Origin of the sequence: Bradyrhizobium sp. 195 (assembly GCF_023101665.1) — a bacterium.
Classification (GTDB): Bacteria; Pseudomonadota; Alphaproteobacteria; order Rhizobiales; family Xanthobacteraceae; genus Bradyrhizobium.
The window spans coordinates 3924846-3949027 of the sequence record NZ_CP082161.1; the positions used below are offsets into that span (position 1 = coordinate 3924846).

The following is a 24182-nucleotide window of genomic DNA, read 5'->3' on the forward strand; positions in this document are numbered from 1 at the left end:
AATTTCGGCATCGTCCATATCGGCGCCGCCACAAGGGAGCGCAGCATGGACGAATTGAACGGCAAGCTGATCGCGTGTCAGATTCTGATCACGGGATTGATCGCGCGTGTGGCCAACGAGCAGCGCGATCCCTTGCGCTTCCTCACCGACTTCCGAGACGAGATCAAGGCCGTCGTGAATGGCGTCAACATCGCGGGGATGGACAACACCGATCGCGTGCGCGCGGTCGCGCAGAAAACCGTCGATGAATTGTTCTCGCTGATGAAGCCGCCGAGCAGCGATTGATGCTGAAAGCACGCCGTCAATTGCACGCATTTGGCGTCGTCTTTAGAATGAGTCCAGTCTTAGTTTAGAACGATTTCAAACTGCAGTTTAGAATTGTTTTGATCTGGATTGATTCAAGGGTTCTTGCGAGGCGCTCGCATTGACCCACTATTTTGCGGCCGATACCAACAACCCATCGTTCGTCGAAGTGAGTGAGCGAACAGGAAGATGGGGCGTTTGGTAATGGGGCAGGTGGTCGCACCGAAGTCGTTGCGTTCGGTCGCAGCATTCGATCTGGGGAATGAAAAGTTCGCGGGCGTTTCCGGCAAGAAGGTCTCCGCGGTTGCGAGCTTGATCGCAGCGGCGTCCGTGTCGAGCGCGGCGCAGGCGCAGCAGTCGAATCTGCCGCCGGTGACGGTCGACGCTCCTGTCGCGCGTCCGCGTCCGACGGCCTCGAAGCCTTCGCCGGAGCAAATCCGGGCCCGCAACGCGCTTCGTCGCGCCGCGCAGCGCGAGCAGGCGGCCCAGCAGGCGGCGCCGACTGCGCCGTCAGGCGCTCCCGACGGCAATCCCTATGCCGATCCGGCCGCGCCCTACAAGGTCGACCACGTCCAGGCCTCGGGCAAGTTTCCCGAGAAGATGCTGAACACCCCCAAGTCCATCACGGTGCTCAGCAAGGAAGTGCTCGAGGACAAGAACGCAACGACGCTGAAGGAGATCGGGCGCTCGACCGCAGGCGTGACGCTGGGCTCGGGCGAAGGCGGCAATGCGTTCGGCGACCGCTTCTTCATCCGCGGCTTCGACGCCCGCAACGACGTGTTCATCGACGGCATCCGCGATCCCGCCGTGTCGATCCGCGAGAACTTCTTTACCGAGCAGATCGAAATTCTGCGCGGCCCGGCATCCTCCTACGCCGGCCGCGGCACCGCCGGCGGCGCCATCAACATCGTCACCAAGCAGGCCGGTGATCGCAACTTCCAGCGCGTGGATTCCGAGTTCGGCACCGACATGACCAAGCGCGTCACGCTCGACGTGAACCAGGTCATCGATCCGACCTTCTCGGTTCGCACCGGCGGCCTGTTCCAGGACGCCAATGTCGCCGGGCGCAATTTCGTGACAGACAATCGCTGGGGTTCCTTCATCTCGACCAAGTACACCCCGACGACCGACATCAAGATCACGACTAATTACGTTCATACCGATCTCAGCGGCTATCCCGATTTCGGCGTGCCCTTTTACAGGCAGGGCAATGTCCCGGTGACCTCGGCCGGCATTCCGCGCGGAAACTGGTACGGCTTCCTCAACCGCGACTTCCAGACCGCGCGACAGGATTTCGGCACCGGCATCATCGAGTACAAGGTCAACGAGGCCATCACGCTGACGAGCAAGGTGCGCGGCGAGCACTCGGTGCTCAACTACATCGGCACGCTGCCGCAGAACCCGATTACGACCAGCCCCAATCCGCTGCTCTGGACCACGACGGCGAGCGCGCAGAGCCGGTATCAGAACGTGGACGTGTGGGCCAACCAGAACGAGGCCACGTTCAAGCTCGACACCGGCGGGGTCAAGCACACCGCCGTGTTCGGCGTCGAGTATGCGAACGAGAACATCTCGATCGACCGCTACGCCGGTCTCGCGGCAGAGCTGGCCGGCTCGCCCTTCACGAGCGCCGGCGCGATCTCGGGTGTCAATCTGTATTCGCCTCAATACACTAATCTCTCCGGCTTCGGCATCCCCTCGCTGGTCGGAAATCCAACGCGCTACGGTGTCAACACCAGCAGCGTCTATGTGATGGACACCGCGAATTGGCAGGACACCATCATCGTCAACGGCGGCGTGCGCTACGACGGCTATAGCCAGAGCGCGTCGAACAATGCGAGCTATGTGAAGCAGAACGCCGATCTGGTGAACTACAACGTCGGCCTGGTCTACAAGCCGATGTCGATCGGCAGCATCTATGCGGCCTACGCGACCTCGGCCAATCCGTTCGGTTCTGAACTGGACGCGACCGCCACCGACTACGGCGGCGTTCCGCCCAACTCGACTCTCTTGCTCGGGCCCGAGCGCAACAAGGCGATCGAGCTCGGCACCAAATGGGAGCTTGCTGATCGCCACCTGCTGGTGACCGGTGCGCTGTTCCAGACCACCAAGGACAACGCGCGCGAGACCGTCGCCGGCCTGCTGACATCGGGCGCGGCCTATAGGATCCAAGGCATCGACATCGAAGCCGAGGGCAAGATCACCGATCGCTGGAGCATCTTTGGCGGCCTGGTGTTGATGCAGTCGAAGGTCACGCAGAGCGGCGTTGCCTCGAATCTCGGCCTGCAGCTTGCCAACGTTGCCCACCAGTCGTTCAGCATGCTGACCAAGTACAAATTCGACGGCGGCTGGGAGCTCGGCGGGCAGGCGGTGTACCGCTCGAAGGTTTACGGCGGCACCTTTGCGGCCAACACCAACGAGCTGCCGAGCTATTGGCGCTTCGATGCGTTCGTCGAGAAGAAGATCGACCAGAACTGGACCATGAAGTTCTACGCGCAGAACCTGACCAACAAGCTCTATTACGACTCGTTCTATCGCAGCGCGGTGCCGTTCGTGGCGGTCGCGCCCGGCCGGGCGTTCTACGTCGTGACCACAGCGAAGTTCTGATCATGTTGACGTGCCTGCCAGGCGTTCTCAGCAAGGATGATGTGGCGGATTTCCGCCGCATCATGGATGCCAGCGAATGGGAGGACGGCCGCTCCACCGCCGGCGCGCAGTCGGCGATGGTCAAACGCAACGAGCAACTGCCGCCCGATAGCGAAGTCGCGCGAAAACTCGGCAACCGCATCATCTCGGCGCTGACGTCGAATCCGCGCTTCCTCGCGGCGGCAATCCCGCTCCAGATTTTCCCGCCGTTGTTCAACCGCTATGCGGCGAGCAGCGGCCACCATTTCGGCCTGCATGTCGACAATGCGATCCGCGGTGACCGTCTAACCGGCCTTCGCATCCGCACAGACCTGTCGGTCACGCTGTTCCTCGCCGAGCCGGAAGAGTACGACGGTGGCGAACTTGTGATCGAGGACACTTACGGCTCGCACGAAGTGAAGTTGCCAGCCGGCGACTGCGTGCTCTATCCCTCGACCAGCCTCCATCTCGTCACCCCCGTGACGAGGGGAACGCGGGTTGCGTCTTTCTTCTGGCTTCAGAGCATGATACGGGACGATCAAGCCCGGAGCATGATCTTTGACCTCGACACCGCGATACAGGCGCTGGTGGAACGGCTCGGGCGTGACGATCCCGAAACGGTCAAATTGACGGGTATCTATCACAACCTCATTCGCTACTGGGCCGAAGTATGAAGACCATGACCTCCAAAGCAAGCCTTGCCGCCGCCGCGATGCTGGCGGCCGCCTGGCTCGCATCTCCTGTTTCCGCCCAGACGCAAACCCCGCCGGCAGCGGCGCAATCGGCGGCTCAGCCTGTCCCGGCCGGTCCGGCTCCGGCGGTGACTGCACCTGCTGCCCCGGCGCCTTCGGCTTCGACGGCAACCGCCCCGGCTGCTCCGACGGCGTCCCCCGCGGCCACCGTCTCGACCACCGCCAAACCCGATGCGGCGGCCGCCGTCGCGCCGGCGATGAAGGAACTGTCGCCCTGGGTCATGTTCATGTCGGCCGACGTCATCGTGAAGGCGGTGATGATCGGGCTCGCCTTTGCATCGCTGATGACCTGGACCGTCTTCATCGCCAAATCGATCGAACTGTCGGTCGCATCCACTAAGCTTCGTTCGGCGCTGAAGAAGATTTCTGAGACGCGCTCCCTCGCCGAAGCGCAGATGGCGCTCGGATCCAAGGAGGGGATTTTGCCGTCCTTCCTCGCGGCAGCGCTGCGCGAGGCGCGGATGTCGGCCGGCCTGTCCAGCGACGCCGGCATCAAGGAGCGCGCGGCCTCCAGCTTTTCCGAGATCGTGCGCGCCGAGGCACGACGCATCCGGATCGGCATGGGCGTGCTCGCGACCATCGGCTCGACGTCCCCCTTCGTCGGCCTGTTCGGCACGGTCTGGGGTATCATGAACAGCTTCATCGGCATCTCGAAGTCGCAGACCACGAACCTTGCTGTCGTTGCGCCCGGCATCGCCGAGGCGCTGCTCGCCACCGCGATCGGCCTCGTCGCCGCGATCCCCGCCGTCATCATCTACAACCACTTCTCGCGCGTGACGAAGGGCTATCTCGAGCTCGTCAGCCGCGCCTCGGGCACCGCGGGCCGGCTGCTCTCGCGCGATCTCGACCGCAGCCACGGCAGCGTGCATTCGCGCGCAGCGGAGTGAACCATGGCCGTTTCGCTCGCAGACAACGATGACGACGACGATTTCTCGGAAACGCATGACATCAACGTTACGCCGTTCATCGACGTCATCCTGGTGCTGCTGATCATCTTCATGGTCGCAGCGCCGCTCTCCACAGTCGATCTGCCGATCGACTTGCCGACCTCCAGCGCGACGCCGCAGAAGAAGCCGGACAAGCCGACCTATCTCAGCATCAAGCCCGATCTGACGCTTGCCATCGGAGAAAACGCGGTCCACCGGGCCGAGCTGATCGGGACGCTCGACGGATTGTCCGACATGAGCAAGGACAAGTACGTCTTCCTGCGCGCCGACAAATCGGTGCCGTATGGGGAGTTGATGGGCATCATGGAGCTCTTGCGCTCAGGCGGCTATACGCGGGTGAAACTGGTGGCGCTGGAAGGCGCTCCGGGGGCGCCTGCGGCAGGCGCCGCTCAGCCTTAAGAAGGCCCGCTATGTCGGACGAACTCAGACCATCCCGGAAGCTCTGGATCCTCGCCGCGGTAGCGGCGCTCGTGCTTCATCTGGGTGGCGCAGCGCTCGCGCTGGCGCACCTGCAAGCCGATGATGACGGCGACGGTCTGGGGGCAGCCGGCGCGGAGTTCGCGGTGGAAATGACTTCGCCTCCGGTTCAGGAGGCCAATCTGCCCCTCGCGCCGACAGAATCGGACGAGTCGGAAGAGCGCCCGGCACTGCCTGAGCAAAAGACCGAGACGAAGGAGACCGACCTTCCGCAGGATCGGCCGCAGCAAGTCGAGGATGCCGATCGTATCGTCACCGAGAACAAGCCGAAGAAGGAACAGGACGACGATCCGAAGGTGGCCGCGATTGAAACGCCGGCCATGGAGGCATCCCAGAAGTCGGTTGCCGCGGATCGGCAGACTTTCGAAGACGCAACGCGCGAGGCCGAGAAGGCCATGGCGCCGGTGCTTGGCATCGGCAAAGACCTGCTGAAGCTAACGGCCGATTGGAACCGCAAGATCAGTGCGCATCTCGCCGCGCACAAGGTCAACCCGGAGGGCAAGGAGCCCAAGGACCAGAAAGCCAAGGTGAGCTTCGCACTCAACCGCAGAGGGAACGTGGTTTCGGTCGATGTCGTGGAATCGTCCGGAGACGCGGCTTACGATGCCGCTGCGATCTCCATGGTCCACAAATCCGATCCTTTCCCGGTCCCGCCGACCGAGCTCACCGACGACCGGTTCGAGCGCACCGTCGAGATCAAGTTCAAGCCGCGGGAAGAGAAGAAAACGAAGAAGTCTGCTCAGCGCCAGTAGAGCCTGATGCCGACATACACCACGACCAGGCAGGCGAAGATCAGCGCCACCGGCAGCGGCCGTTTCTGGGAGCCCGCGAACGCCGCCGCCCCGAAGGAAGCGGCCTTCTTCGGCTTCGGTGCCGGGCGGCGGAAGGCGGTAACATTGTCCGCGGCCGGCTCAGCCGCGCGTGGGCGGACGTCCGGCGGGGTTCCCGCGCCACCCATCTCGGCATAATAGGCCTTGTAGATCGCGCCGATGGTGGCCTCGGTGGCTTCACCCTCGCTCATTTGCGCCAACAGGTTCTGGTAGCTCGCCAGGAATTCCTGGGCCTCCGGCGGCAGCGCGGACGAACCGTTGAGCTTGGCCATCATCTTCCAGGTGGCGAAATCGGCGCGGGCGCGGGTATCCGCGCGTCGCGCGATCAGCATATCGGCAGCTTTGACCAAGTCGGCCTCTGGCCCTTCGGCTTGTGTTCGGTGTCGCTGTTCAACTACGCATTGCCGGTCAGGAAGAGAACAGCCTGAATCACATAACCGGTCAACGTTCGCAGTATTGCTGAAATAACATCAAGATTTAGACCGAACCGGGACCCCGCAAGCGGTAGCAGGATCAGGAGTGCGATCAGGATCAGCATTCCGAACGGCTCGAGGCGGGCCAGCGGCACGGCGAGGGGCCGCGGCAACAGCCCGACCGCGACGCGCCCGCCGTCGAGCGGCGGAATCGGCATCATGTTGAACACCGCCAGGATCGCGTTGATCACGAGGGCATTCTTGAGGTTGTCCGCGACCCATTTCGCCGAGCTCGCGGGGACCAGGGGCAGGGCATGGAAGGCGAGGGCGGCGGCGAGCGCCAATAGGATATTGGTGACGGGTCCGGCCAGCGCCACCCAGACCATGTCGAGCCTGGGGTTGTTGAGCTTGCGGAAATTCACCGGCACCGGCTTGGCGTAGCCGAACAGGAACGGCGAATGCGCAAACAGCAGCATCGCCGGCAGGATCAGCGTGCCGAACGGATCGATGTGCCTGAGCGGATTGAAGCTGACGCGGCCGAGCTGCGAGGCCGTGTTGTCCCCGAGCCGGTCCGCGACGAAGGCATGCGCGGCCTCGTGGAAGGTGATGGCGAGCACGAGCGGCAGCACCCACACCGACAGGTCATAAAAGGAAATGTTCACGGCTCGTCCGTCCCGGTTCGCTCGCGGCCTTGCAGCCGTTCAGCCAAACCGGCGGTGCAGCGACGCTTCACGTCAACATAGGGTGGCCTGTCCCGAAATGCCACGCCGCAAATGATCCGACCGCAGCACGCTGCCGTGCGATCGCGCAACTATGCCGGGATCGTCCCTGGATGTTGAGTCAGACCGTCGTCGAGCTTCAGCCAGTCGGGCTTTTCCGACACCCATATGTGCTCGGTCGGCGCGAAGGCGTTGCGATCGTCGAAAACGGAGAGGGACACGCCTGCGAGCGTGCCATTACGCCGCCAGGCGAACAGCCGCGTGCCGCAGCGCTTGCAGAACACGCGGTCGATGTTCTCGGAGGACGCGTAGCGGGCGGTGTCGCCTTCGACGGTCAGCGCGCGCTGGTCGAACTGCGCCCGGGCGAAGAAGGGCGAGCCCATCGCCTTCTGGCAGGTGCGGCAATGGCAGACACGAACGTTGAGCGGCTCGCCCTCAGCCTTGAACCGAATCGCGCCGCACAGGCATCCACCTTCCCGGATCATGACGTCCTCAATAGGTTGCGCGACCGCCCGAGATGTCGAACACCGCGCCGGTCGAGAACGCGCAGTCCTCCGACGCGAGCCAGCTCACCATCGCGGCGAGCTCTTCCACCAGCACGAAGCGCCCCTTCGGGATCTTCGACAGCATGAAGTCGATATGCTGCTGCGTCATCTGGTCGAAGATCGCCGTCTTCGCGGCCGCCGGTGTCACCGCATTGACGAGGATGTCGTGGGCGGCGAGCTCCTTGCCGAGCGATTTCGTCAGCGCGATCAGGCCGGCCTTGGAGGCCGAATAATGCGAGGCGTTCGGATTGCCTTCCTTGCCGGCGATCGAGGCGATGTTGACGATGCGCCCGTATTTCTGTTTGAGCATCGCGGGCACGATGGCCTTGCAGACGATGAAGGGGCCGTCGAGGTTGATGCGCAGCACCTTGCGCCATTCCTCGAGGTCAGTCTCCCAGACCGGCTTGTTGATTCCGGCGATGCCGGCATTGTTGACGAGGATGTCGATCTTGCCGAAGGCGGCCAGCGTCGCATCGCGGGCCTGCTCGACCGCTGCGGTGTCGGTGACGTCGACCTTGAACACGCGGACGCTATCGCCGATTTCCTTTGCGGTTTTCTCAGCCAGAGCCGCATCGAAATCCCAGATCGCGACCTTGGCGCCGGAGGCGACAAAACGCTCGGTGATCGCGCGGCCAAAACCCTGTGCGCCGCCGGTGACGATGGCGACGCGGCCGTTGAGATCGATCTTGTTCATGCGATTGATCTCCCGGCGTCAGAGCATGTAACCGCCGTCGACGACGAGGTCGACGCCGGTGGTGAAGGCGCTCTCGTCGCTGCCGAGATAGACCGCCATGTTGGCGATTTCCTCGGCGGTGCCGAGCCGGCCCATCTTCTGACGGGAGACGAACATCTCCTTGCCCTGCGGTCCCTGCGCGGCGGCGCGGTCGAGCATCGAGGGCGTCTCGACGGTGCCGGGGCAGATCGAGTTGCAGCGGATGCCCTTGGTGATGAAGTCGAGCGCGACCGCGCGCGTCAGCAGCGATACTGCCGCCTTGGACGAGCTGTAGACGTAACGGTTGGCCGGCGGCCGCAGCGCCGCGCAGGACGAGATGTTGACGATGCTGCCGCCGCCGCCCGCCAGCATCTCGGGCAGGAAGGCCCTGATGGTCCGGTGCATCGACTTGACGTTGAGGTCGAACGAGAAATCAAAATCCTCTTCCGAGCACTCCAGGATGGTGCCGTGGTGCACGAAACCTGCCGCATTGAGCAGGATGTCGATCTTGCCGACGCGCTTGGCAAAGGCGTTGACGTCGGCAGTGTTGCGGACGTCGAGTTTTGCGACCTCGGCGATGCCTTCCTTGGTCAAGCCAGCGATGCCCGCTTCGTTGATGTCGGTGGCAATGACGGTTGCGCCTTCACGCGCGAATGCGATGGCGCATGCGCGCCCGATGCCTGCCGCTGCAGCCGTGATGACGGCGCGCTTTCCCTTGAGGCGGTCTGCCATTTTCTTCTCCCTTGAGTTCATTCGAGTGCCAACCCAGCGTCATTGCGAGGAGCCTTGACAAAATTGCGTAGCAATTTTGCACTGGTGCGACGAAGCAATCCAGACTGTCGCCGCGGAGATATCTCTGGATTGCTTCGCTACGCTCGCAATGACGGTGTGGCTGCTAGTGATTATCCCGCGCCACGCCGAACGTGCCGGCGACGTTCTGGTAGCGCGTGGCGAGCTCCATGCAGGCGCCGGTCGATTGCTGGCCGACGGTGTTGCGATAGATCTCCTGCCACGGCGTCTGGTTTTCGGGATGCTTGAAGCCGCCATCGGCCTTCAGCTCGGCGTGACGCTTCTTCAGCTCCTCGTCCGAGATCAGGATGTTGGCGCTGCCCTTGTTGAGGTCGACGCGGACTTTGTCGCCGGTCTTGAGGATCGCGAGGCCCCCGTTGGCGGCAGCTTCCGGCGAGGCGTTCAGGATCGAGGGCGATCCCGAGGTGCCGGACTGGCGGCCGTCGCCGATGCAGGGCAGGGACAGGATGCCGCGTTTGATCAGCGCCGCGGGCGGCTGCATGTTCACGACCTCGGCGCCACCGGGGTAGCCGATCGGCCCGGTGCCGCGGATGAACAGCACGCAGCGCTCGTCGATGTCGAGCGCGGGATCGTCGATCCGCTCGTGATAGTCCTCCGGCCCCTCGAACACGATGGCGCGGCCCTCGAAGGCGTTGAGGTCCTTCGGGTTGCTGAGATAGCGGTCGCGGAATTCCTTGGAGATCACCGAGGTCTTCATGATCGCGGAATCGAACAAATTGCCCTTCAGCACCAGGAAGCCGGCGTCCTTCACCAGCGGCTTGTCGTAGGCCCAGATCACGTCGTTGTCGGGCTTTGGCGCATCCTTGCAGTTCTCGCCGATGCCGCGGCCGTTGACGGTGACCGCGTCTTCATGGATGCGCTTGTGCTTCATCAATTCGCGCACCACCGCCGGCACGCCGCCGGCGCGGTGGAATTCCTCGCCGAGATAGAAGCCGGCCGGCTGCATGTTGACCAGCAGCGGCACGTCGTGGCCGACCTTCTGCCAGTCCTCGATCGTGAGCTCGACGCCGATGTGGCGGGCCAGCGCGTTGATGTGGATCGGCGCGTTGGTCGAGCCGCCGATCGCCGAATTGATCACGATGCAGTTCTCGAACGCCTTGCGGGTCAGGATGTCCGAAGGCTTGAGGTCTTCCCAGACCATCTCGACGGCGCGCTTGCCGGTCTCGTAGGCGATCTGGCCGCGCTCGCGGTAGGGTGCGGGGATCGCCGCGCAGCCCGGCAGCGAGAAGCCGAGTGCTTCGGCAAGCCCGTTCATGGTCGAAGCGGTGCCCATGGTGTTGCAATGGCCGACCGAGGGCGCCGAGGAGGCCACGATCTCCATGAACTCCTCATAGTCGATCTCGCCCGCGGCGAGCCGCTCGCGCGACTTCCAGACGATGGTGCCGGAGCCGGTGCGCTCGCCGGCATGCCAGCCGTTGAGCATCGGGCCGCCCGACAGCACGATCGCGGGCAGGTTCACGGTCGCCGCCGCCATCATGCAGGCCGGCGTGGTCTTGTCGCAGCCGGTGGTGAGCACGACGCCGTCGAGCGGATAGCCGTAGAGGATCTCGACCAGGCCAAGATAGGCGAGGTTGCGGTCGAGCGCGGCGGTCGGGCGCTTGCCGGTCTCCTGGATCGGATGGGTCGGGAATTCCATCGCAATGCCGCCGGCCTCGCGGATGCCCTCGCGCACGCGGTGGGCAAGTTCGATATGGTGTCGGTTGCAGGGAGAAAGGTCGTTGCCGGTCTGGGCGATGCCGATGATCGGCTTGCCGGACTGCAGCTCGGCGCGGGTGAGGCCGTAATTGAGGTAGCGCTCCATATAGAGCGCGGTCATGCCCGGGTTGTGCGGGTTGTTGAACCATTCCTGCGAGCGAAGGTGGCGTCCTGAGCCGTTGCCGGCGGGCGCGTGCCCATTGGTTGGTTTTTTTGTCATTGGCTTCTCCTGCAATGCAAACGCACTGGCGTCCGTCCTAGGGCGTCGGCTTGTGCGATGCCCAACGGCGCGAATGATGGATCGCTGGCCCGCTGGCGGGGCGTTTCCTCATGAGTGCAATACTAGTCATGGCCACTTGGTAACGCTACCATTTTGTTCGCCGCACCCGCGCCTGAAACGGCTGGCCTGCTCTCCGAATGGCGCGGCGACGAGCTTTGCCGCTCGATCACCTTGAAGCCGAGATCGAGCACCGGCTGCTCCGGGCGCCGCCCGTCGATCGCATCGATCAGCATGGTGGCGGCCGTCTTGCCCATCTCGTAGCGGTTGGTGCGCACGCTGGTGAGGGTGGGGACGGCGGACGCCATGAATTCGAGATCGTTGAAGCCGACGATCGCGATCTGGTCGGGGACCGCGATCTCGCGGCGCCGGCATTCGAACAGAACGCCGAGCGCGAGGTCGTCATTGGCGCAGAACACTGCATCGAGGTCGGGCTCTCGCGCCAGCAGATCGGTGAAGAGGGCGCCGCCGAGCGTCACCGAGGTCGGCGTCGCGGTCGTGACGACGAGGCGCTGCTCGAACAATGCGGTGTCTTTCATGGCCGAGACATATCCGTCCAGCCGCCGCTGCACCCGCGGATCCATGCGGGCGCCGACGAAGCCGATCCTGCGGCGGCCTTGTTCGAACAGGTGCGCAACCGCTGCGCGGGCTGCATCATAGTGCGAAAAGCCGATCATCATGTCGACCGGATCGGGGCCGATCTCCATGATCTGCACGATCGGGCAGTCGGCGGCCTCCAGCATCGCGCGCGATTCCGCGGTCTGGTCGATGCCGGTAACGATCAGTCCGGCCGGCTTCTGCGCCAGAAACAGACGCAGCAGCTTCTCTTCCTGGAGAATGCTGTAGCGTGTGTTGGACAATTGGATCGAGTAACGGTTGCCTTCGGACGCATCGTAGATGCCGCGTAGCACGTCCGAGAACACGTTGTTGGTGAGAGAGGGAATCAAGACACCGATGACCTCGGTGCGTTGCGAGGCCAGTGCGCGTGCCGCAAGGTTCGGGACATAGCCGAGCTCCTTGGCCGCGCTCTCGACCCGCGTCCGCTTGGCGACCGACAGGGCCTCCGGATTACGAAAGAAGCGGGACGCTGTAATGGGGCTGACGCCGGCAAGCTCGGCGACTTCCGCCAACCGGATTTTGCCTGACTTGGTGCGTTTTCGACCCATTTGCTGCTCATAACACAGTCGGTCCCGCAAACAAAGGAACGTTGACAGCGCTACCAGCAGCGACTAACCAAAGACAAATTGCCAAAACCGCACAAACTGCCGACAATATAGCCCGCTAAGGTCGGGCCTTGGTTCGGCGAAGTCTGAAAAACAAGACGGTCGCGGCGCTAGAGGCGTCGTGGACTTTCGAGGAGGGAGCTAGATGTCGTCTGTGCAAATCCGCGACGTGCGGAAATCGTTCGGCAATTTTGAAGTCCTGCACGGCGTGACTGTACCGATCGAGGACGGCCAGTTCGTCGTTCTGGTCGGCCCCTCCGGCTGCGGCAAGTCGACGCTTCTGCGCATGCTCGCGGGTCTCGAGAACATCACCTCCGGCACGATCTCGATCGGCGACCGCGTCGTCAACAATGTCCAGCCGAAGGAGCGGGACATTGCAATGGTCTTCCAGAACTACGCGCTCTATCCGCACATGACGGTGGCCGACAACATGGGCTTCTCGCTGAAGCTGCGGAATGCCGGCTCCGACGAGATCAACAAGCGCGTCAAGCGGGCTGCCGAAATTCTCGCGCTGTCGCCGCTGCTCGATCGCTATCCGCGCCAGCTCTCGGGCGGTCAGCGCCAGCGCGTCGCGATGGGCCGCGCCATCGTGCGCGACCCGCAGGTCTTCCTGTTCGACGAGCCCTTGTCCAACCTCGACGCCAAGCTGCGCGTCGCCATGCGCACCGAGATCAAGGAGCTGCACCAGCGGCTGAAGACGACCACCGTCTACGTCACCCACGATCAGATCGAAGCCATGACCATGGCTGACAAGATCGTCGTCATGCATGACGGCATCGTCGAGCAAATGGGCACGCCGCTCGAGCTCTACGACAAGCCGGACAACCAGTTCGTCGCCGGCTTCATCGGCTCGCCCGCGATGAACTTCCTGAAGGGGCATGTGCGCGTCAACGGCGTTGCCACCTTCGAAGGGCCGAACGGCGTCAAGCTGCCGCTCAAGACCGCGCCCGCGGCGTCCGACGGCCTTCCCGCAGTCTACGGCGTGCGGCCGGAGCATTTCACCATCGCCGACGACGGCGCCGAGGCCGAGATCATCGTGGTCGAGCCGACCGGCTCGGAGACGCAAGTGTTCGCCAAGATCGGCGGCGAGCAGGTCGTCGCGGTCTTCCGCGAACGCCACCAGTTCAACCCGGGCGACAAGGTCCGGCTGAAGCCGGACCCGTCACTGGTGCACTTGTTCGACGAGGCGACGGGAAAGCGCCTGAACGCGTAGCGTAAGTTTAAGTTAAGACAATAAAAAGCATCACAGGGAGGACGACATGCAAGACTTTACCCGCCGGACTCTGCTTCAGGGCGGAACGGCACTGGCTGCAACCGGCATGCTCACCGGGCCGGCGCTGTTCGATTTCGCGAAGGCCTGGGCGCAGAGCGCGCCCTGGAAGGCGGAGCCCGGCGCCAAGCTGACCGTGATGCGCTGGAAGCGCTTCGTGCCGGCGGAAGACGATGCGTTCAACGCGATGGTCGCGGCGTTCAAGGCTGCCACCGGCACCGAGATGAACGTGTTCAGCGAATCCTTCGAGGACGTGCAGCCAAAGGCCTCGGTTGCGGCCAATACGGGCTCCGGGCTCGATCTCGCTTGGGGCTTGCACACGCTGCCGCAGCTGTTCCCCACCAAAGTGCTGAAGATGAACGACGTCGCCGATTATCTCGGCAACAAATATGGTGGCTGGACCGATGCGGCCGCCAAGACCTGCAAGCAGGGCAACGACTGGCTCGGCATCCCCGTTGCAACCAACGGCGGTTACATGACGTACCGCAAGTCGGCGCTCGACAAGGCAGGGTTCAAGGAATTCCCGAAAGATTTCCCCGGCTTCCTCGAGATGTGCAAGGCGCTGAAGGCGAACAACACGCCGGCCGGCTTCGCGCTCGGGCATGCGTCGGGTGACGGCAATTCGTGGCTGCACTGGGTGCTGTGGGGCCACGGCGCCTACACGGTCGACCAGAACGACAAGATCATCATCAATTCGCCGGAGACGGCGAAGGCGCTGGAATATTGCAAGGCGCTGTACGAGAGCTTCATCCCGGGCACGGCGTCCTGGAACGATTCCTCCAACAACAAGGCTTTCCTCGCCGGCGAGCTCTACTGCACGGCCAACGGCATCTCGATCTACGTCGCCGCCAAGACCGATGCGAGCAAGAAGGAGCTGGCCGAGGACACCTATCACGCGCTCTGGCCGGTCGGACCGGTCGGCAAGCCGAGCGAGCTGCAGCTTGCGCTGCCGATTCTCGCCTTCAACTTCACCAAATATCCGAACGCGGCGAAGGCCTTCGTCGCCTTCATGCTGGAGAAGGAGAACTACGAGAAGTGGCTGGACGGCGCGCAGGGCTACCTGACGCAGACCTTGAACGGCTATGAGTCGGCGCCGATCTGGAAGGCCGATCCCAAGAATGCCGTGTTCTCGCAGGCCTCCAAGCGCACGCTGCCGGCGGCCGGTATCGGTTCGGTCGGCGAAAAGGCGGCAACGGCAATCGCCGACTTCATCGTCGTCGACATGTTCGCCAACTACTGCACCGGCACCAAGGATGCGAAGGGCGCGATGGCGGAAGCCGAGCGCCAGCTGAAGCGCATCTATCGCTAAGCGTCACGGAGCGGGCGGCAGTCGCGCCGCCCGCTCGTCAACATTTCGATCAGGGATATCGGGCATGGCTGATGTCGCAATTCCCCGGGCCAAGCCTCAAATGAGCGAGGACACCGCCTGGACCCAGCTCAAACACAATCGCAACTGGCTCGGCTTCTGGTTCATGGTGCCGGCCATGGCGTTCCTGATCTTCTTCCTGGCGTATCCGCTGGGGCTCGGGATCTGGCTGTCCTTCACGGACACCCGCATCGGCAGGGTCGGGCACTTTGTCGCCACCGAGAACTATGAGTGGCTGTGGGACGATTCCATCTTCTGGCTGTCGGTGTTCAACACGCTGCTCTACACCTTCGTCGCCAGCGCCCTCAAATTCGCGATCGGGCTCTATCTCGCGCTGCTGCTGAACGAGAATATGCCGTTCAAGGCGATGCTGCGCGCGATGGTCCTCATCCCCTTCATCGTGCCGACGGTGCTCTCGGCATTGGCGTTCTGGTGGATTTTCGACTCCCAATTCTCGATCATCTCCTGGTCGCTGAGGCATCTCGGTGTGATCGATCAAAACATCAACTTCCTCGGCGATACGACCTGGGCGCGCATTTGCGTGATCTTCGCCAATATTTGGCGCGGCGTGCCTTTCGTGGCGATCACGCTGCTCGCGGGCCTGCAGACGGTGTCGCCGTCGCTCTATGAGGCCGCAACGCTCGACGGCGCCACACGCTGGCAGAATTTCCGGTTCATCACCTATCCGCTGCTGACGCCGATCATCGCCGTCGTGATGACCTTCTCGGTGCTGTTCACCTTCACCGACTTCCAGCTGATCTGGGCAATGACGCGCGGCGGCCCCGTCAACGCCACCCATCTGATGGCGACGCTGTCCTACCAGCGCGCGATCATCGCCGGGCAACTCGGCGAGGGCGCGGCGATCTCGAGCGCCATGATTCCATTCCTGCTCGCGGCGATCATGGTGTCCTGGTTCGGCCTGCAGCGTCGCAAGTGGCAACAGGGAGAAAACAATGACTGATCTTCCTGCCTCGAAAGTCGACCTCAAGTCCGTCATATCTGCGCCCGCGCGCGTCGATAACAGCGAGGGCATGAGCTATCTGCAGTCGGTGCCGCGCCGGATGGTGACGCTGTACCTGCCGCTCGCGATCATCGTCGTGGTGCTGTTGTTTCCGTTCTACTGGATGGCGCTGACCTCGGTGAAGCCGGACGAGCAGCTGCTCGATCTCGACAGGTACAACCCGTTCTGGACCTGGAATCCGACCTTCAAGCATTTCCACAAGCTGCTGTTCGAGAGCTACTATCCGCACTGGCTCTGGAACACGATGTACGTGGCGGTCTGCGCCACGGTGCTCTCGATCATCGCATCGGTGTTGGCTGCCTACGCCATCGTGCGCTTGCGCTACAAGGGCGCCAATCTCGTCGGCGGGCTGATCTTCCTCGCCTATCTCGTGCCGCCGTCGATCCTGTTCATTCCGCTCGCCACCGTCGTGTTTCAGTATGGTCTGTTCGACTCGCCGCTGGCGTTGATTCTGACCTATCCGACCATCCTGATCCCCTTCTCGACCTGGCTGCTGATGGGCTATTTCAAGACCATCCCGTTCGAGCTCGAGGAATGCGCGCTGATCGACGGGGCGAGTCGCTGGCAGATCCTGATCAAGATCGTTTTGCCGCTGGCAATCCCCGGCCTGATCTCGGCCTTCATCTTCTGCTTCACGCTGTGCTGGAACGAGTTCATCTACGCGTTGACCTTCCTGCAGTCGACCAGCAACAAGACGGTGCCGGTCGCAATCGTCAACGAGTTCGTGGATGGTGACATCTACCGCTGGGGTTCGCTGATGGCGGGAGCCCTGGCCGGCTCGCTGCCGCTCGTCATCCTTTACGCCTTCTTCGTGGAGCATTATGTGTCCGCGATGACCGGCGCCGTGAAGGAGTGATCGCGGGGGTCTGCCATGGGAGCGCGCTGGAGGCTGCGCGTTCCGGCCAATAAAAAGGAGTTAAGCTCTTGCACGTTCTGGTTCTGGGTGCCGCCGGCATGGTCGGCCGCAAATTGTGTGAACGGCTGTTGCGCGACGGACGGCTCGGCAAGAGCGACATCACGAAACTGACCATGCACGACGTGGTCGAGCCGAAGAAGCCGGAGAAGGCTGGTTTCCCCGTCGAGACGGTGTCGGGCGATTTCGCCGTGCCGGGCGCTGCCGAAAAGCTGATCGCCGGCCGCCCGGACGTGATCTTCCATCTTGCCGCCATCGTCTCCGGCGAAGCCGAACTCGATTTCGACAAGGGCTACCGCATCAATCTCGACGGCACCCGGATGCTGCTCGATGCCGTCAGGCTCGTGGGCGGCGGCTACAAGCCGCGCGTGGTCTTCACGTCCTCGATCGCGGTGTTCGGCGCGCCGTTCCCGGATGCGATCGGCGACGAGTTCTTCCATACGCCGCTGCTCAGCTACGGCGCCCAGAAGGCGATCGGCGAACTCCTGCTCGCCGACTATTCGCGCCGTGGCTTCCTCGACGGCATCGGCATCCGCCTGCCGACCATCTGCATCCGGCCCGGCCTGCCCAACAAGGCGGCATCGGGCTTCTTCTCCAACATCCTGCGCGAACCTCTGGCAGGCAAGGAAGCGGTTCTTCCCGTCTCCGAGGACGTTCGTCACTGGCACGCCACACCGCGCTCCGCGGTGGGCTTCCTGCTCCACGCCGGCACCATGGACCTTGCCGCGGTCGGCCCGCGCCGCAATCTGACCATGCCCGGCCTGTCGGCGACGGTCGGCGAGCAGATCGCCGCGTTGAAGCGGGTTGCGGGCGAGAAGGTCGCCGCGCGCATCAAGCGCGAGCCCGATCCCTTCATCGTCGGCATCGTCGGCGGCTGGCCGCGCAATTTCAACGCAAAGCGGTCGCTCGAGCTCGGCTTCACCACCGCCGAGAAGACGTTCGACGACATCATCCGCATTCACATCGAAGATGAGCTCGGCGGCAACTTCGTCGCCTGATCTCTGACTGAGCGGGTCACATGATGGCGAGCGTTGCTTGCATCGGCGAATGCATGGTCGAGCTCCGGCAGGCCCAGGGCGGCGCGTCTGCCGGGCAGGGGCAGGGCGGCGGCCTGTATTCGCGCGGCTTCGGCGGCGACACGCTCAACACCGCGGTGTACCTCGCGCGGCTCGAGGTCAAGGTCGACTATCTCACGGCGCTCGGCGATGACGGTCTCAGCGATGAAATGATCGCGGCCTGGAATGCCGAGGGCGTCGGCACGAGGCGCGTCATGCGCCTGGCGGGCAAGCTGCCCGGCCTCTACATGATCCAGACGGATGCAAAGGGCGAGCGCCAGTTCTTTCACTGGCGCGACAGCGCGGCGGCGCGCGAGCTGATGAAACTGCCCGAGACGGACGAACTGCTCAACTCGCTGACGAGCTACGACATCGTCTATCTCTCCGCAATCACGCTCTCGATCTACGACGCGGGCGGGCGCGAGCGCCTGTTCACGGCGATCAAGCGCGCGCGCCTGCTCGGCACCCGCTTCGTGTTTGACACCAATTTCCGCGCGCGGGGGTGGCCGGATCGCGATGTCGCGCGCGAGGTGTTTGCTGCGGCGTTTGCGGCCGCCGACATCGTGCTGACCTCGACCGAGGACCTGCTCGCGCTCTATCCTGGCGAGAGCCACGAGCAATTGATGGCGCGCATCCCCACGCCCGAACTGGTGTTCCGGCTGACCGAGCCGGTGAGCCTCTTGCGCTTTCCGGGCGGCACCCACGAGGTCCGCGCCGAACCCATGATAGAACCCGTCGTTGACACCACGGCGGCCGGCGACAGCTTTGCCGCGGCCTATATCGCGGCCCGGCTAGGTGGCTCGGATCCGGTGGAGGCGGCCCAGGCCGGGCATCGTCTCGCCAGCCTCGTGATCTGCTATCCCGGCGCCATCATTCCGGGCTATGCCATGCCACCGAAGAAGCGGCACCGGCCGGCGGCCACGCGCCAAGCGACCAAGTAAAACGAAAAGATCCACAAGATGCCCACGACTGCCCAACAGAACCACCTCGTCGCGCTGTTCAGGGACGCCACCGTCATTCCCGTCCTCACCATCGAGCGCATCCAGGATGCCGTGCCGCTGGCGCGGGCACTGGTCGCCGGCGGCGTCCGCACGCTGGAGGTGACGCTGCGCACCCCCGTTGCGATCGAGGCCGCGCGGGCGATGATGGCCGAAGTGCCGGAGGCGGTCGTTGGTATCGGCACGATCCTCAATCCGGCCGACTTCACCCGTGTCGAGAAGCTTGGCGTCGCTTTCGGCATCAGCCCGGGCCTGACACCCGACCTCCTCAAGGCCGCCGCGCACAGCTCCTTGCCGTTCGCGCCGGGCATCGCGACGGCGTCCGAGCTGATGATGGCACTGTCCTACGGCCTCGATGTCGCAAAGTTCTTTCCGGCCGAGCAGGCCGGCGGCATCAAGGGCCTGCGCGCCCTCGGTGGCCCGTTCCCGAACGTGCGGTTCTGCCCGACCGGCGGGGTCGGCGAAGCCAATGCGGCGAGTTGGCTCGCCGAGCCCAATGTGGTCGCGGTCGGCGGTTCCTGGCTGTGTCCGACGGCGGAGATCCGGGCCGGGAACTGGGCCGGCATAACTGCCATCTGCCAGCGCACCCTCAAGGCCCTGAAAGCCACGTGAAGTCTTGCCATCCCTGGGCTAAGACTTAGCTCAGGACAGGACTCCAGGGAGAAAAGACCATGACCGCCAGCATCGTCGGATGGGCGCATACGCCGTTCGGCAAGTTCGACACCGAAACCGTCGAAAGTCTCGTCACCCGCGTTGCCAATGAGGCGCTGGCCGATGCCGGCATTTCGGCCGGCGATGTCGACGAGATCGTGCTCGGCCATTTCAACGCCGGCTTCTCGCCGCAGGATTTTACCGCCTCCCTAGTGCTCCAGGCCGACCCGAAGCTGCGCTTCAAGCCGACCACCCGGGTCGAGAACGCCTGCGCGACCGGCTCGGCCGCCGTTCACCAGGGCCTGCGCGCGATTGCCGCAGGTGCCGCCAAGATCGTGCTGGTCGTCGGCGTCGAGCAGATGACGCGCACCCCTAGCGCGGAGATCGGCAAGAACCTGCTCAAGGCGTCCTATCTGCCTGAGGACGGCGACACCGTCGGCGGCTTTGCCGGCGTGTTCGGCAAGATCGCCAGCTCCTATTTCCAGAAATACGGCGACCAGTCCGATGCGCTGGCGCTGATCGCGGCCAAGAACCACAAGAACGGCGTCGCCAATCCCTTCGCCCAGATGCGCAAGGATTTTGGCTTCGACTTCTGCCGCGCCGAGAGCGAGAAGAACCCTTACGTCGCCGGTCCCCTGAAGCGCACCGACTGCTCGCTGGTCTCCGACGGCGCCGCCGCGCTGGTTTTGGCCGATGCCGAGACCGCCAAGGCCATGACCAAGTCGATCGGCTTCCGCGCCACCGCGCACGCCCAGGATTTTCTGCCGATGTCCAAGCGCGACATCCTGCAGTTCGAGGGCTGCACGGTTGCCTGGCAGCGCGCGCTGGAAAAGGCGGGCGTGACCCTGTCCGATCTCTCCTTCGTCGAGACCCATGATTGCTTCACGGTCGCCGAGCTGATCGAGTACGAAGCGATGGGCCTGACGCCGAAGGGCCAGGGCGCCCGCGCCATCAAGGAAGGCTGGACGCTGAAGGACGGCAAGCTGCCGGTCAACCCGTCCGGCGGCCTGAAGGCCAAGGGCCACCCGATCGGCGCCACCGGCGTCTCCATGCATGTGATGACCGCGATGCAGCTCGCAGGGCAGGCGCCCGAGGGCATGCAGCTGAAGAACGCCAAGCTCGGCGGCATCTTCAACATGGGCGGCGCCGCGGTGGCGAACTACGTCTCCGTGCTGGAGCCGCTGAAGTAGGTTTTGTAGGGTGGGTTAGCTGGCGGCTGCGCGAAGCGCAGGCCGCTGGCGTAACCCACCTCTTTTGTCTCCGCGGAGACAGAGTTGGTGGATTACGCCTGCGGCTAATCCACCCTACGGCCCTTGCGCTAGATCATGGTGGGCGCGCTTCGTTTTGCCCACCTTACGCTCCTGATTGATTTGCGGGAAATGCATCATGAGCACTGACTACGAAACTTCACTGTCGATGGACGCACTCAACGATCGCATCGCGATCATCGAGGACAATATCCGCCAGCTCATCGAGCAGGCCGCGGCCGCCTCGGGCGAGCAGAACGAGTCGCGCATCGCCGACCGCATCAGCCAGCAGAATGACGAACTCGACCGGCTGCTCAAGATCCGCGAATCCCGCCAGAAGAAATAGCGGCCGATATCGCCGCGCGGCGCATGCGGCCATACGCCGGCCGCCCTTGCGCGCGCGGCCTCGCTGCCTTTAGCTGGACCGAAATCGCAAGGCCGCGCCTTGGCCCTTGCGCAATCGGGAGCGAACGATGGGGCCGCTGAAGGGCATCAAGGTCATCGACATGACCACCGTGCTGATGGGGCCCTATGCGACCCAGATGCTCGGCGACTACGGTGCCGATGTCATCAAGGTGGAATCGCTCGACGGCGACGTCACCCGCCTGATCGGCCCGATGCGTCACGCCGGCATGGGCCCGGTGTTTCTCAACACCAACCGCAGCAAGCGCTCGATCTGCCTCGATCTGAAAAAGCCTGCTGGCCGGGACGCCGTGCTGCGGCTGCTGAAGGACGCCGACGTCCTCGTCTACAACGTCCGCCCGCAGGCCATGGCGCGGCTGCAGCTCGGCTACGATGTCGTCTCCGCCATCAATCCGCGCCTGGTCTATGCCGGCGTGTTCGGCTTCGGCCAGGACGGGCCCTATGCGGCAAAACCCGCCTATGACGACCTGATCCAGGGCGCCACCGCACTGCCGGCGCTGATGGCGCAAACCGGCGACGGTGTGCCGCGCTACGTGCCGAATGCGCTGGTCGATCGCATCGTCGGCCTCACCGCCGTCGGCGCGATCTGCGCCAGCCTGGTGCACCGCGATCGCACCGGCCGTGGCCAGCGCGTCGACATCCCGATGTTCGAGACCATGGCCGGCTTCGTCATGGGCGACCATATGGGCGGGCTCACCTACGAGCCGCCGCTCGACAAGGGCGGCTATGCCCGCCATCTGTCGCGGGATCGGAGGCCCTACAAGACCTCGGACGGCTATCTCAGCGTCATCGTCTACAACGACAAGCAGTGGGAGAATTTCTTCAAGGCGACCGCGCGCGATGATCTTCGCGCCGATCCCAAATTCGCGACCTTCGCGGGGCGCGCCGCCAACATCGACGTCGTCTATGCCGAGCTCGCGCGCATCTTCGAGACGCGCACCACGGCCGAGTGGATCGATCTGCTCACCAAGGCCGACGTGCCGGTCATGCCGATGCACGACCTGGCGTCGATGTTGCACGATGAGCATCTGGAGGCGACCGGCTTCTTCCCGGTCGTGACCCATCCGACGGAAGGTCCGATCCGCAGCATGAAGGTGACGGCGACGTGGTCGGAGAGCGAAGCCGAGCCGGTGCGGCTGGCGCCCCAGCTCAACGAGCACGGCGCGGAGATCCTTCGCGAGGTTGGCTACTCCCAGGACGAGATCGCCGCCATGGTCCGCGATGGCGTCACGCGGTCACCGCCGGAGGAGGGAGGGGCGCCATGAGCTTCATCACCGGCGTCGGCCTCACATCTTTCGGCAAGCATGAAGGCTCATCCTCGCTCGATCTGATGAGCCAAGCGGCGCAAGCCGCGCTTGACGATGCCGGGCTGAAGCGATCCGACATCGACGGCATCCTCTGCGGCTATTCCACCGTCTCGCCCCACATCATGCTGGCGACCGTCTTCGCCGAGCACTTTGGCATCCGTCCCGCTTATGCCCACGCCGTGCAGGTTGGCGGCGCGACGGGGCTCGCGATGACGATGCTGGCGCATCATCTCGTCGTATCAGGCGTCGCGCGCCACGTGCTGGTCGTCGCCGGCGAGAACCGTCTTACCGGGCAGAGCCGCGACGCCTCGATCCAGGCGCTGGCGCAGGTCGGCCATCCCGACTACGAGGTGCCGCTGGGTCCGACCATTCCCGCCTATTACGGCCTCGTCGCCAGCAGGTACATGCACGAATATGGCGTGACGGAAGAAGATCTCGCCGAGTTCGCGGTGCTGATGCGCGCCCACGCCTGCACCCATCCCGGCGCCCAATTCCACGATCCCATCACCGTCGCCGACGTCATGGCCTCGAAGCCGGTGGCGATGCCCCTAAAACTGCTCGACTGCTGCCCGGTCTCCGATGGCGGTGCGGCCTTCGTCATCAGCCGCGAGCGGACCGGGGAGGCGGGCGTCCGCATCCGCGGCTGCGCGCAAGCCCACACCCATCAGCATGTCACGGCCGCACCCGCGCTCAGTGAGCTCGGCGCCGAGATTTCCATCGCGCGCGCCAAGAAGGCCACCGGCCTTGCAATCTCCGACGTGCGCTATGCGGCGATCTACGACAGTTTCACCATCACGCTCGCGATGCTGCTGGAAGACCTCGGCCTTGCCGGGCGCGGCGAGGCGGCTGCCCGCGTGCGATCAGGTCATTTCGGCCGCGACGGCGCGATGCCGTTGAACACCCATGGCGGCCTGCTCAGCTACGGCCATTGCGGCGTCGGCGGCGCCATGGCGCATCTGGTCGAGGCGCATTTGCAGATGACGGGACGGGCGGCTGGCCGCCAGGTGCGCGATGCCTCGATCGCCTTGTTGCATGGCGACGGCGGTGTGCTGTCGTCCCATGTCAGCATGTTCCTGGAGCGGGTGCGATGAGCGGGCGTCTGACGGATTGGACCAAGGGCGAACAGGCCATCACCTTCCAGACCTGCACCGCGTGCGGCCATGTGCAGTATTTCCACCGCGCCTTCTGCGCGGCGTGCGGCGCCTCCGATCCGCGTGAGCAGCGTGCCAGCGGCAAGGGCAGGGTCTACGCGACCTCGCTGGTCTGCCGTGCCGCCACGCCAGAGACGCGCGCCCACGTGCCCTACAACATCCTGCTGGTCGATTGCGCCGAGGGTTTTCGCATGATGGGCCATGGCGAGAATGACCTTGCCATCGGCGATTCGGTCGTTGCAAGCTTCAAGCCGTTCGCCGGCAGGCTCGTGCCGTTTTTTGCAAAGAGCAAATAGTGGGGGATGCTGTAGCCCGGATGGAGCGCAGCGAAATCCGGGAGTCTCACCCCGCAATAGACTTTCCCGGATTGGGCTTCGCTCCATCCGGGCTACTGCCGAGAGCGATTCGCGGGATCCGTCATTCGGGGGCGGTCCGAAGGACCGAGCCTGGAA

25 protein-coding genes are annotated in these 24182 nt (G+C 64.1%); 18 read left to right on the top strand and 7 right to left on the bottom strand.

The genetic code is table 11. The features are described from left to right. Positions 1–45 precede the first annotated feature (45 nt). The 6 genes from IVB26_RS17920 to IVB26_RS17945 all read left to right on the top strand — a co-directional run bounded on the left by IVB26_RS17920 (position 46) and on the right by IVB26_RS17945 (position 5856). Positions 46–285 carry a hypothetical protein gene (locus tag IVB26_RS17920; protein ID WP_025035676.1) on the top strand — a complete coding sequence of 80 codons (240 nt, stop codon included), beginning with the start codon at positions 46–48 and terminating at the stop codon, positions 283–285. Between the two features lie 222 nt (positions 286–507). Continuing rightward, the gene (locus tag IVB26_RS17925; RefSeq protein ID WP_247973199.1) at positions 508–2910 is read left to right on the top strand and encodes a TonB-dependent receptor; all 2403 of its coding nucleotides are present in this window, start codon (positions 508–510) and stop codon (positions 2908–2910) included. 2 nt (positions 2911–2912) lie between these two features. Next, positions 2913–3602 carry a Fe2+-dependent dioxygenase gene (locus IVB26_RS17930; RefSeq protein WP_247972856.1) on the top strand — a complete coding sequence of 230 codons (690 nt, stop codon included), beginning with the start codon at positions 2913–2915 and terminating at the stop codon, positions 3600–3602. Continuing rightward, complete coding sequence (gene exbB, locus IVB26_RS17935; protein WP_247972857.1) at positions 3599–4567, top strand: tonB-system energizer ExbB; 969 nt, start codon at positions 3599–3601, stop codon at positions 4565–4567. The genes IVB26_RS17930 and exbB overlap by 4 nt, the downstream gene beginning before the upstream one ends. 3 nt (positions 4568–4570) lie before the next feature. Further along, positions 4571–5026: a TonB system transport protein ExbD gene (exbD, locus tag IVB26_RS17940; protein ID WP_247972858.1), complete on the top strand. Its 456-nt coding sequence runs from the start codon at positions 4571–4573 to the stop codon at positions 5024–5026. Positions 5027–5037: 11 nt separating this feature from the next. Beyond that, on the top strand, positions 5038–5856 hold the full coding sequence (locus IVB26_RS17945; RefSeq protein ID WP_247972859.1) for a TonB family protein: 819 nt from the start codon (positions 5038–5040) through the stop codon (positions 5854–5856). Here the strand turns inward: IVB26_RS17945 and IVB26_RS17950 are convergent. From IVB26_RS17950 to gntR, 7 genes are all read right to left on the bottom strand, one after another. Then, positions 5844–6266 carry a hypothetical protein gene (locus tag IVB26_RS17950; RefSeq protein ID WP_247973200.1) on the bottom strand — a complete coding sequence of 141 codons (423 nt, stop codon included), beginning with the start codon at positions 6264–6266 and terminating at the stop codon, positions 5844–5846. The two genes, IVB26_RS17945 and IVB26_RS17950, sit on opposite strands and share 13 nt — an antisense overlap. Before the next feature lie 62 nt (positions 6267–6328). Further along, a complete protein-coding gene (locus tag IVB26_RS17955; protein ID WP_247972860.1) occupies positions 6329–7009 on the bottom strand; it encodes a site-2 protease family protein in 681 nt (226 codons plus the stop codon). A gap of 149 nt (positions 7010–7158) precedes the next feature. Then, a complete protein-coding gene (locus IVB26_RS17960) occupies positions 7159–7551 on the bottom strand; it encodes a GFA family protein (RefSeq protein WP_247972861.1) in 393 nt (130 codons plus the stop codon). A gap of 7 nt (positions 7552–7558) precedes the next feature. Next, a complete protein-coding gene (locus IVB26_RS17965) occupies positions 7559–8305 on the bottom strand; it encodes an SDR family NAD(P)-dependent oxidoreductase (protein WP_247972862.1) in 747 nt (248 codons plus the stop codon). Between the two features lie 18 nt (positions 8306–8323). Next, on the bottom strand, positions 8324–9055 hold the full coding sequence (locus IVB26_RS17970; RefSeq protein ID WP_247972863.1) for an SDR family oxidoreductase: 732 nt from the start codon (positions 9053–9055) through the stop codon (positions 8324–8326). Positions 9056–9218: 163 nt separating this feature from the next. Next, complete coding sequence (locus IVB26_RS17975; RefSeq protein WP_247972864.1) at positions 9219–11048, bottom strand: IlvD/Edd family dehydratase; 1830 nt, start codon at positions 11046–11048, stop codon at positions 9219–9221. A 122-nt stretch (positions 11049–11170) separates the two neighbouring features. Then, positions 11171–12271 (bottom strand): HTH-type transcriptional regulator GntR, encoded by a 1101-nt coding sequence (gene gntR, locus IVB26_RS17980; RefSeq protein WP_247972865.1) that lies wholly within the window; start codon positions 12269–12271, stop codon positions 11171–11173. Between the two features lie 202 nt (positions 12272–12473). Here gntR and IVB26_RS17985 point away from each other — a divergent pair, with 202 nt between their 5' ends. The 12 genes from IVB26_RS17985 to IVB26_RS18040 all read left to right on the top strand — a co-directional run bounded on the left by IVB26_RS17985 (position 12474) and on the right by IVB26_RS18040 (position 24026). Beyond that, positions 12474–13541: an ABC transporter ATP-binding protein gene (locus tag IVB26_RS17985; protein WP_247972866.1), complete on the top strand. Its 1068-nt coding sequence runs from the start codon at positions 12474–12476 to the stop codon at positions 13539–13541. 46 nt (positions 13542–13587) lie between these two features. After that, positions 13588–14907: an ABC transporter substrate-binding protein gene (locus tag IVB26_RS17990; protein WP_247972867.1), complete on the top strand. Its 1320-nt coding sequence runs from the start codon at positions 13588–13590 to the stop codon at positions 14905–14907. A 100-nt stretch (positions 14908–15007) separates the two neighbouring features. Next, positions 15008–15925, top strand: a complete 918-nt coding sequence (locus tag IVB26_RS17995; RefSeq protein WP_458309373.1) for a carbohydrate ABC transporter permease — start codon at positions 15008–15010, stop codon at positions 15923–15925. Then, on the top strand, positions 15918–16841 hold the full coding sequence (locus tag IVB26_RS18000; protein ID WP_247972869.1) for a carbohydrate ABC transporter permease: 924 nt from the start codon (positions 15918–15920) through the stop codon (positions 16839–16841). The genes IVB26_RS17995 and IVB26_RS18000 overlap by 8 nt, the downstream gene beginning before the upstream one ends. Positions 16842–16909: 68 nt before the next feature. Next, positions 16910–17896 (top strand): D-erythronate dehydrogenase, encoded by a 987-nt coding sequence (gene denD, locus IVB26_RS18005; protein WP_247972870.1) that lies wholly within the window; start codon positions 16910–16912, stop codon positions 17894–17896. 23 nt (positions 17897–17919) lie between these two features. Next, on the top strand, positions 17920–18894 hold the full coding sequence (locus IVB26_RS18010; protein WP_247973201.1) for a sugar kinase: 975 nt from the start codon (positions 17920–17922) through the stop codon (positions 18892–18894). A gap of 18 nt (positions 18895–18912) precedes the next feature. After that, positions 18913–19563 (top strand): bifunctional 4-hydroxy-2-oxoglutarate aldolase/2-dehydro-3-deoxy-phosphogluconate aldolase, encoded by a 651-nt coding sequence (eda, locus tag IVB26_RS18015; protein ID WP_247972871.1) that lies wholly within the window; start codon positions 18913–18915, stop codon positions 19561–19563. 59 nt (positions 19564–19622) lie between these two features. Continuing rightward, positions 19623–20792 carry an acetyl-CoA acetyltransferase gene (locus IVB26_RS18020; RefSeq protein ID WP_247972872.1) on the top strand — a complete coding sequence of 390 codons (1170 nt, stop codon included), beginning with the start codon at positions 19623–19625 and terminating at the stop codon, positions 20790–20792. Between the two features lie 196 nt (positions 20793–20988). After that, positions 20989–21195, top strand: a complete 207-nt coding sequence (locus tag IVB26_RS18025) for a hypothetical protein (protein WP_247312986.1) — start codon at positions 20989–20991, stop codon at positions 21193–21195. A gap of 127 nt (positions 21196–21322) precedes the next feature. Next, on the top strand, positions 21323–22537 hold the full coding sequence (locus tag IVB26_RS18030) for a CaiB/BaiF CoA transferase family protein (RefSeq protein ID WP_247972873.1): 1215 nt from the start codon (positions 21323–21325) through the stop codon (positions 22535–22537). Continuing rightward, positions 22534–23670: a thiolase family protein gene (locus tag IVB26_RS18035; protein ID WP_247972874.1), complete on the top strand. Its 1137-nt coding sequence runs from the start codon at positions 22534–22536 to the stop codon at positions 23668–23670. Before IVB26_RS18030 ends, IVB26_RS18035 begins: the two co-directional genes overlap by 4 nt. Next, positions 23667–24026 (top strand): Zn-ribbon domain-containing OB-fold protein, encoded by a 360-nt coding sequence (locus tag IVB26_RS18040; RefSeq protein WP_247972875.1) that lies wholly within the window; start codon positions 23667–23669, stop codon positions 24024–24026. The genes IVB26_RS18035 and IVB26_RS18040 overlap by 4 nt, the downstream gene beginning before the upstream one ends. Positions 24027–24182: the final 156 nt, after the last annotated feature.

Bases quoted from the DNA above. Each gene is read 5' to 3' on its own strand.
- IVB26_RS17920 (WP_025035676.1), top strand. From the start codon at position 46: ATGGACGAATTGAACGGCAAGCTGATCGCGTGTCAGATTCTGATCACG.
- IVB26_RS17925 (WP_247973199.1), top strand. From the start codon at position 508: ATGGGGCAGGTGGTCGCACCGAAGTCGTTGCGTTCGGTCGCAGCATTC.
- IVB26_RS17930 (WP_247972856.1), top strand. From the start codon at position 2,913: ATGTTGACGTGCCTGCCAGGCGTTCTCAGCAAGGATGATGTGGCGGAT.
- exbB (WP_247972857.1), top strand. From the start codon at position 3,599: ATGAAGACCATGACCTCCAAAGCAAGCCTTGCCGCCGCCGCGATGCTG.
- exbD (WP_247972858.1), top strand. From the start codon at position 4,571: ATGGCCGTTTCGCTCGCAGACAACGATGACGACGACGATTTCTCGGAA.
- IVB26_RS17945 (WP_247972859.1), top strand. From the start codon at position 5,038: ATGTCGGACGAACTCAGACCATCCCGGAAGCTCTGGATCCTCGCCGCG.
- IVB26_RS17950 (WP_247973200.1), bottom strand. From the start codon at position 6,266: ATGCTGATCGCGCGACGCGCGGATACCCGCGCCCGCGCCGATTTCGCC.
- IVB26_RS17960 (WP_247972861.1), bottom strand. From the start codon at position 7,551: ATGATCCGGGAAGGTGGATGCCTGTGCGGCGCGATTCGGTTCAAGGCT.
- IVB26_RS17965 (WP_247972862.1), bottom strand. From the start codon at position 8,305: ATGAACAAGATCGATCTCAACGGCCGCGTCGCCATCGTCACCGGCGGC.
- IVB26_RS17970 (WP_247972863.1), bottom strand. From the start codon at position 9,055: ATGGCAGACCGCCTCAAGGGAAAGCGCGCCGTCATCACGGCTGCAGCG.
- IVB26_RS17975 (WP_247972864.1), bottom strand. From the start codon at position 11,048: ATGACAAAAAAACCAACCAATGGGCACGCGCCCGCCGGCAACGGCTCA.
- gntR (WP_247972865.1), bottom strand. From the start codon at position 12,271: ATGGGTCGAAAACGCACCAAGTCAGGCAAAATCCGGTTGGCGGAAGTC.
- IVB26_RS17985 (WP_247972866.1), top strand. From the start codon at position 12,474: ATGTCGTCTGTGCAAATCCGCGACGTGCGGAAATCGTTCGGCAATTTT.
- IVB26_RS17990 (WP_247972867.1), top strand. From the start codon at position 13,588: ATGCAAGACTTTACCCGCCGGACTCTGCTTCAGGGCGGAACGGCACTG.
- IVB26_RS17995 (WP_458309373.1), top strand. From the start codon at position 15,008: ATGAGCGAGGACACCGCCTGGACCCAGCTCAAACACAATCGCAACTGG.
- IVB26_RS18000 (WP_247972869.1), top strand. From the start codon at position 15,918: ATGACTGATCTTCCTGCCTCGAAAGTCGACCTCAAGTCCGTCATATCT.
- IVB26_RS18010 (WP_247973201.1), top strand. From the start codon at position 17,920: ATGGCGAGCGTTGCTTGCATCGGCGAATGCATGGTCGAGCTCCGGCAG.
- eda (WP_247972871.1), top strand. From the start codon at position 18,913: ATGCCCACGACTGCCCAACAGAACCACCTCGTCGCGCTGTTCAGGGAC.
- IVB26_RS18020 (WP_247972872.1), top strand. From the start codon at position 19,623: ATGACCGCCAGCATCGTCGGATGGGCGCATACGCCGTTCGGCAAGTTC.
- IVB26_RS18025 (WP_247312986.1), top strand. From the start codon at position 20,989: ATGAGCACTGACTACGAAACTTCACTGTCGATGGACGCACTCAACGAT.
- IVB26_RS18030 (WP_247972873.1), top strand. From the start codon at position 21,323: ATGGGGCCGCTGAAGGGCATCAAGGTCATCGACATGACCACCGTGCTG.
- IVB26_RS18035 (WP_247972874.1), top strand. From the start codon at position 22,534: ATGAGCTTCATCACCGGCGTCGGCCTCACATCTTTCGGCAAGCATGAA.
- IVB26_RS18040 (WP_247972875.1), top strand. From the start codon at position 23,667: ATGAGCGGGCGTCTGACGGATTGGACCAAGGGCGAACAGGCCATCACC.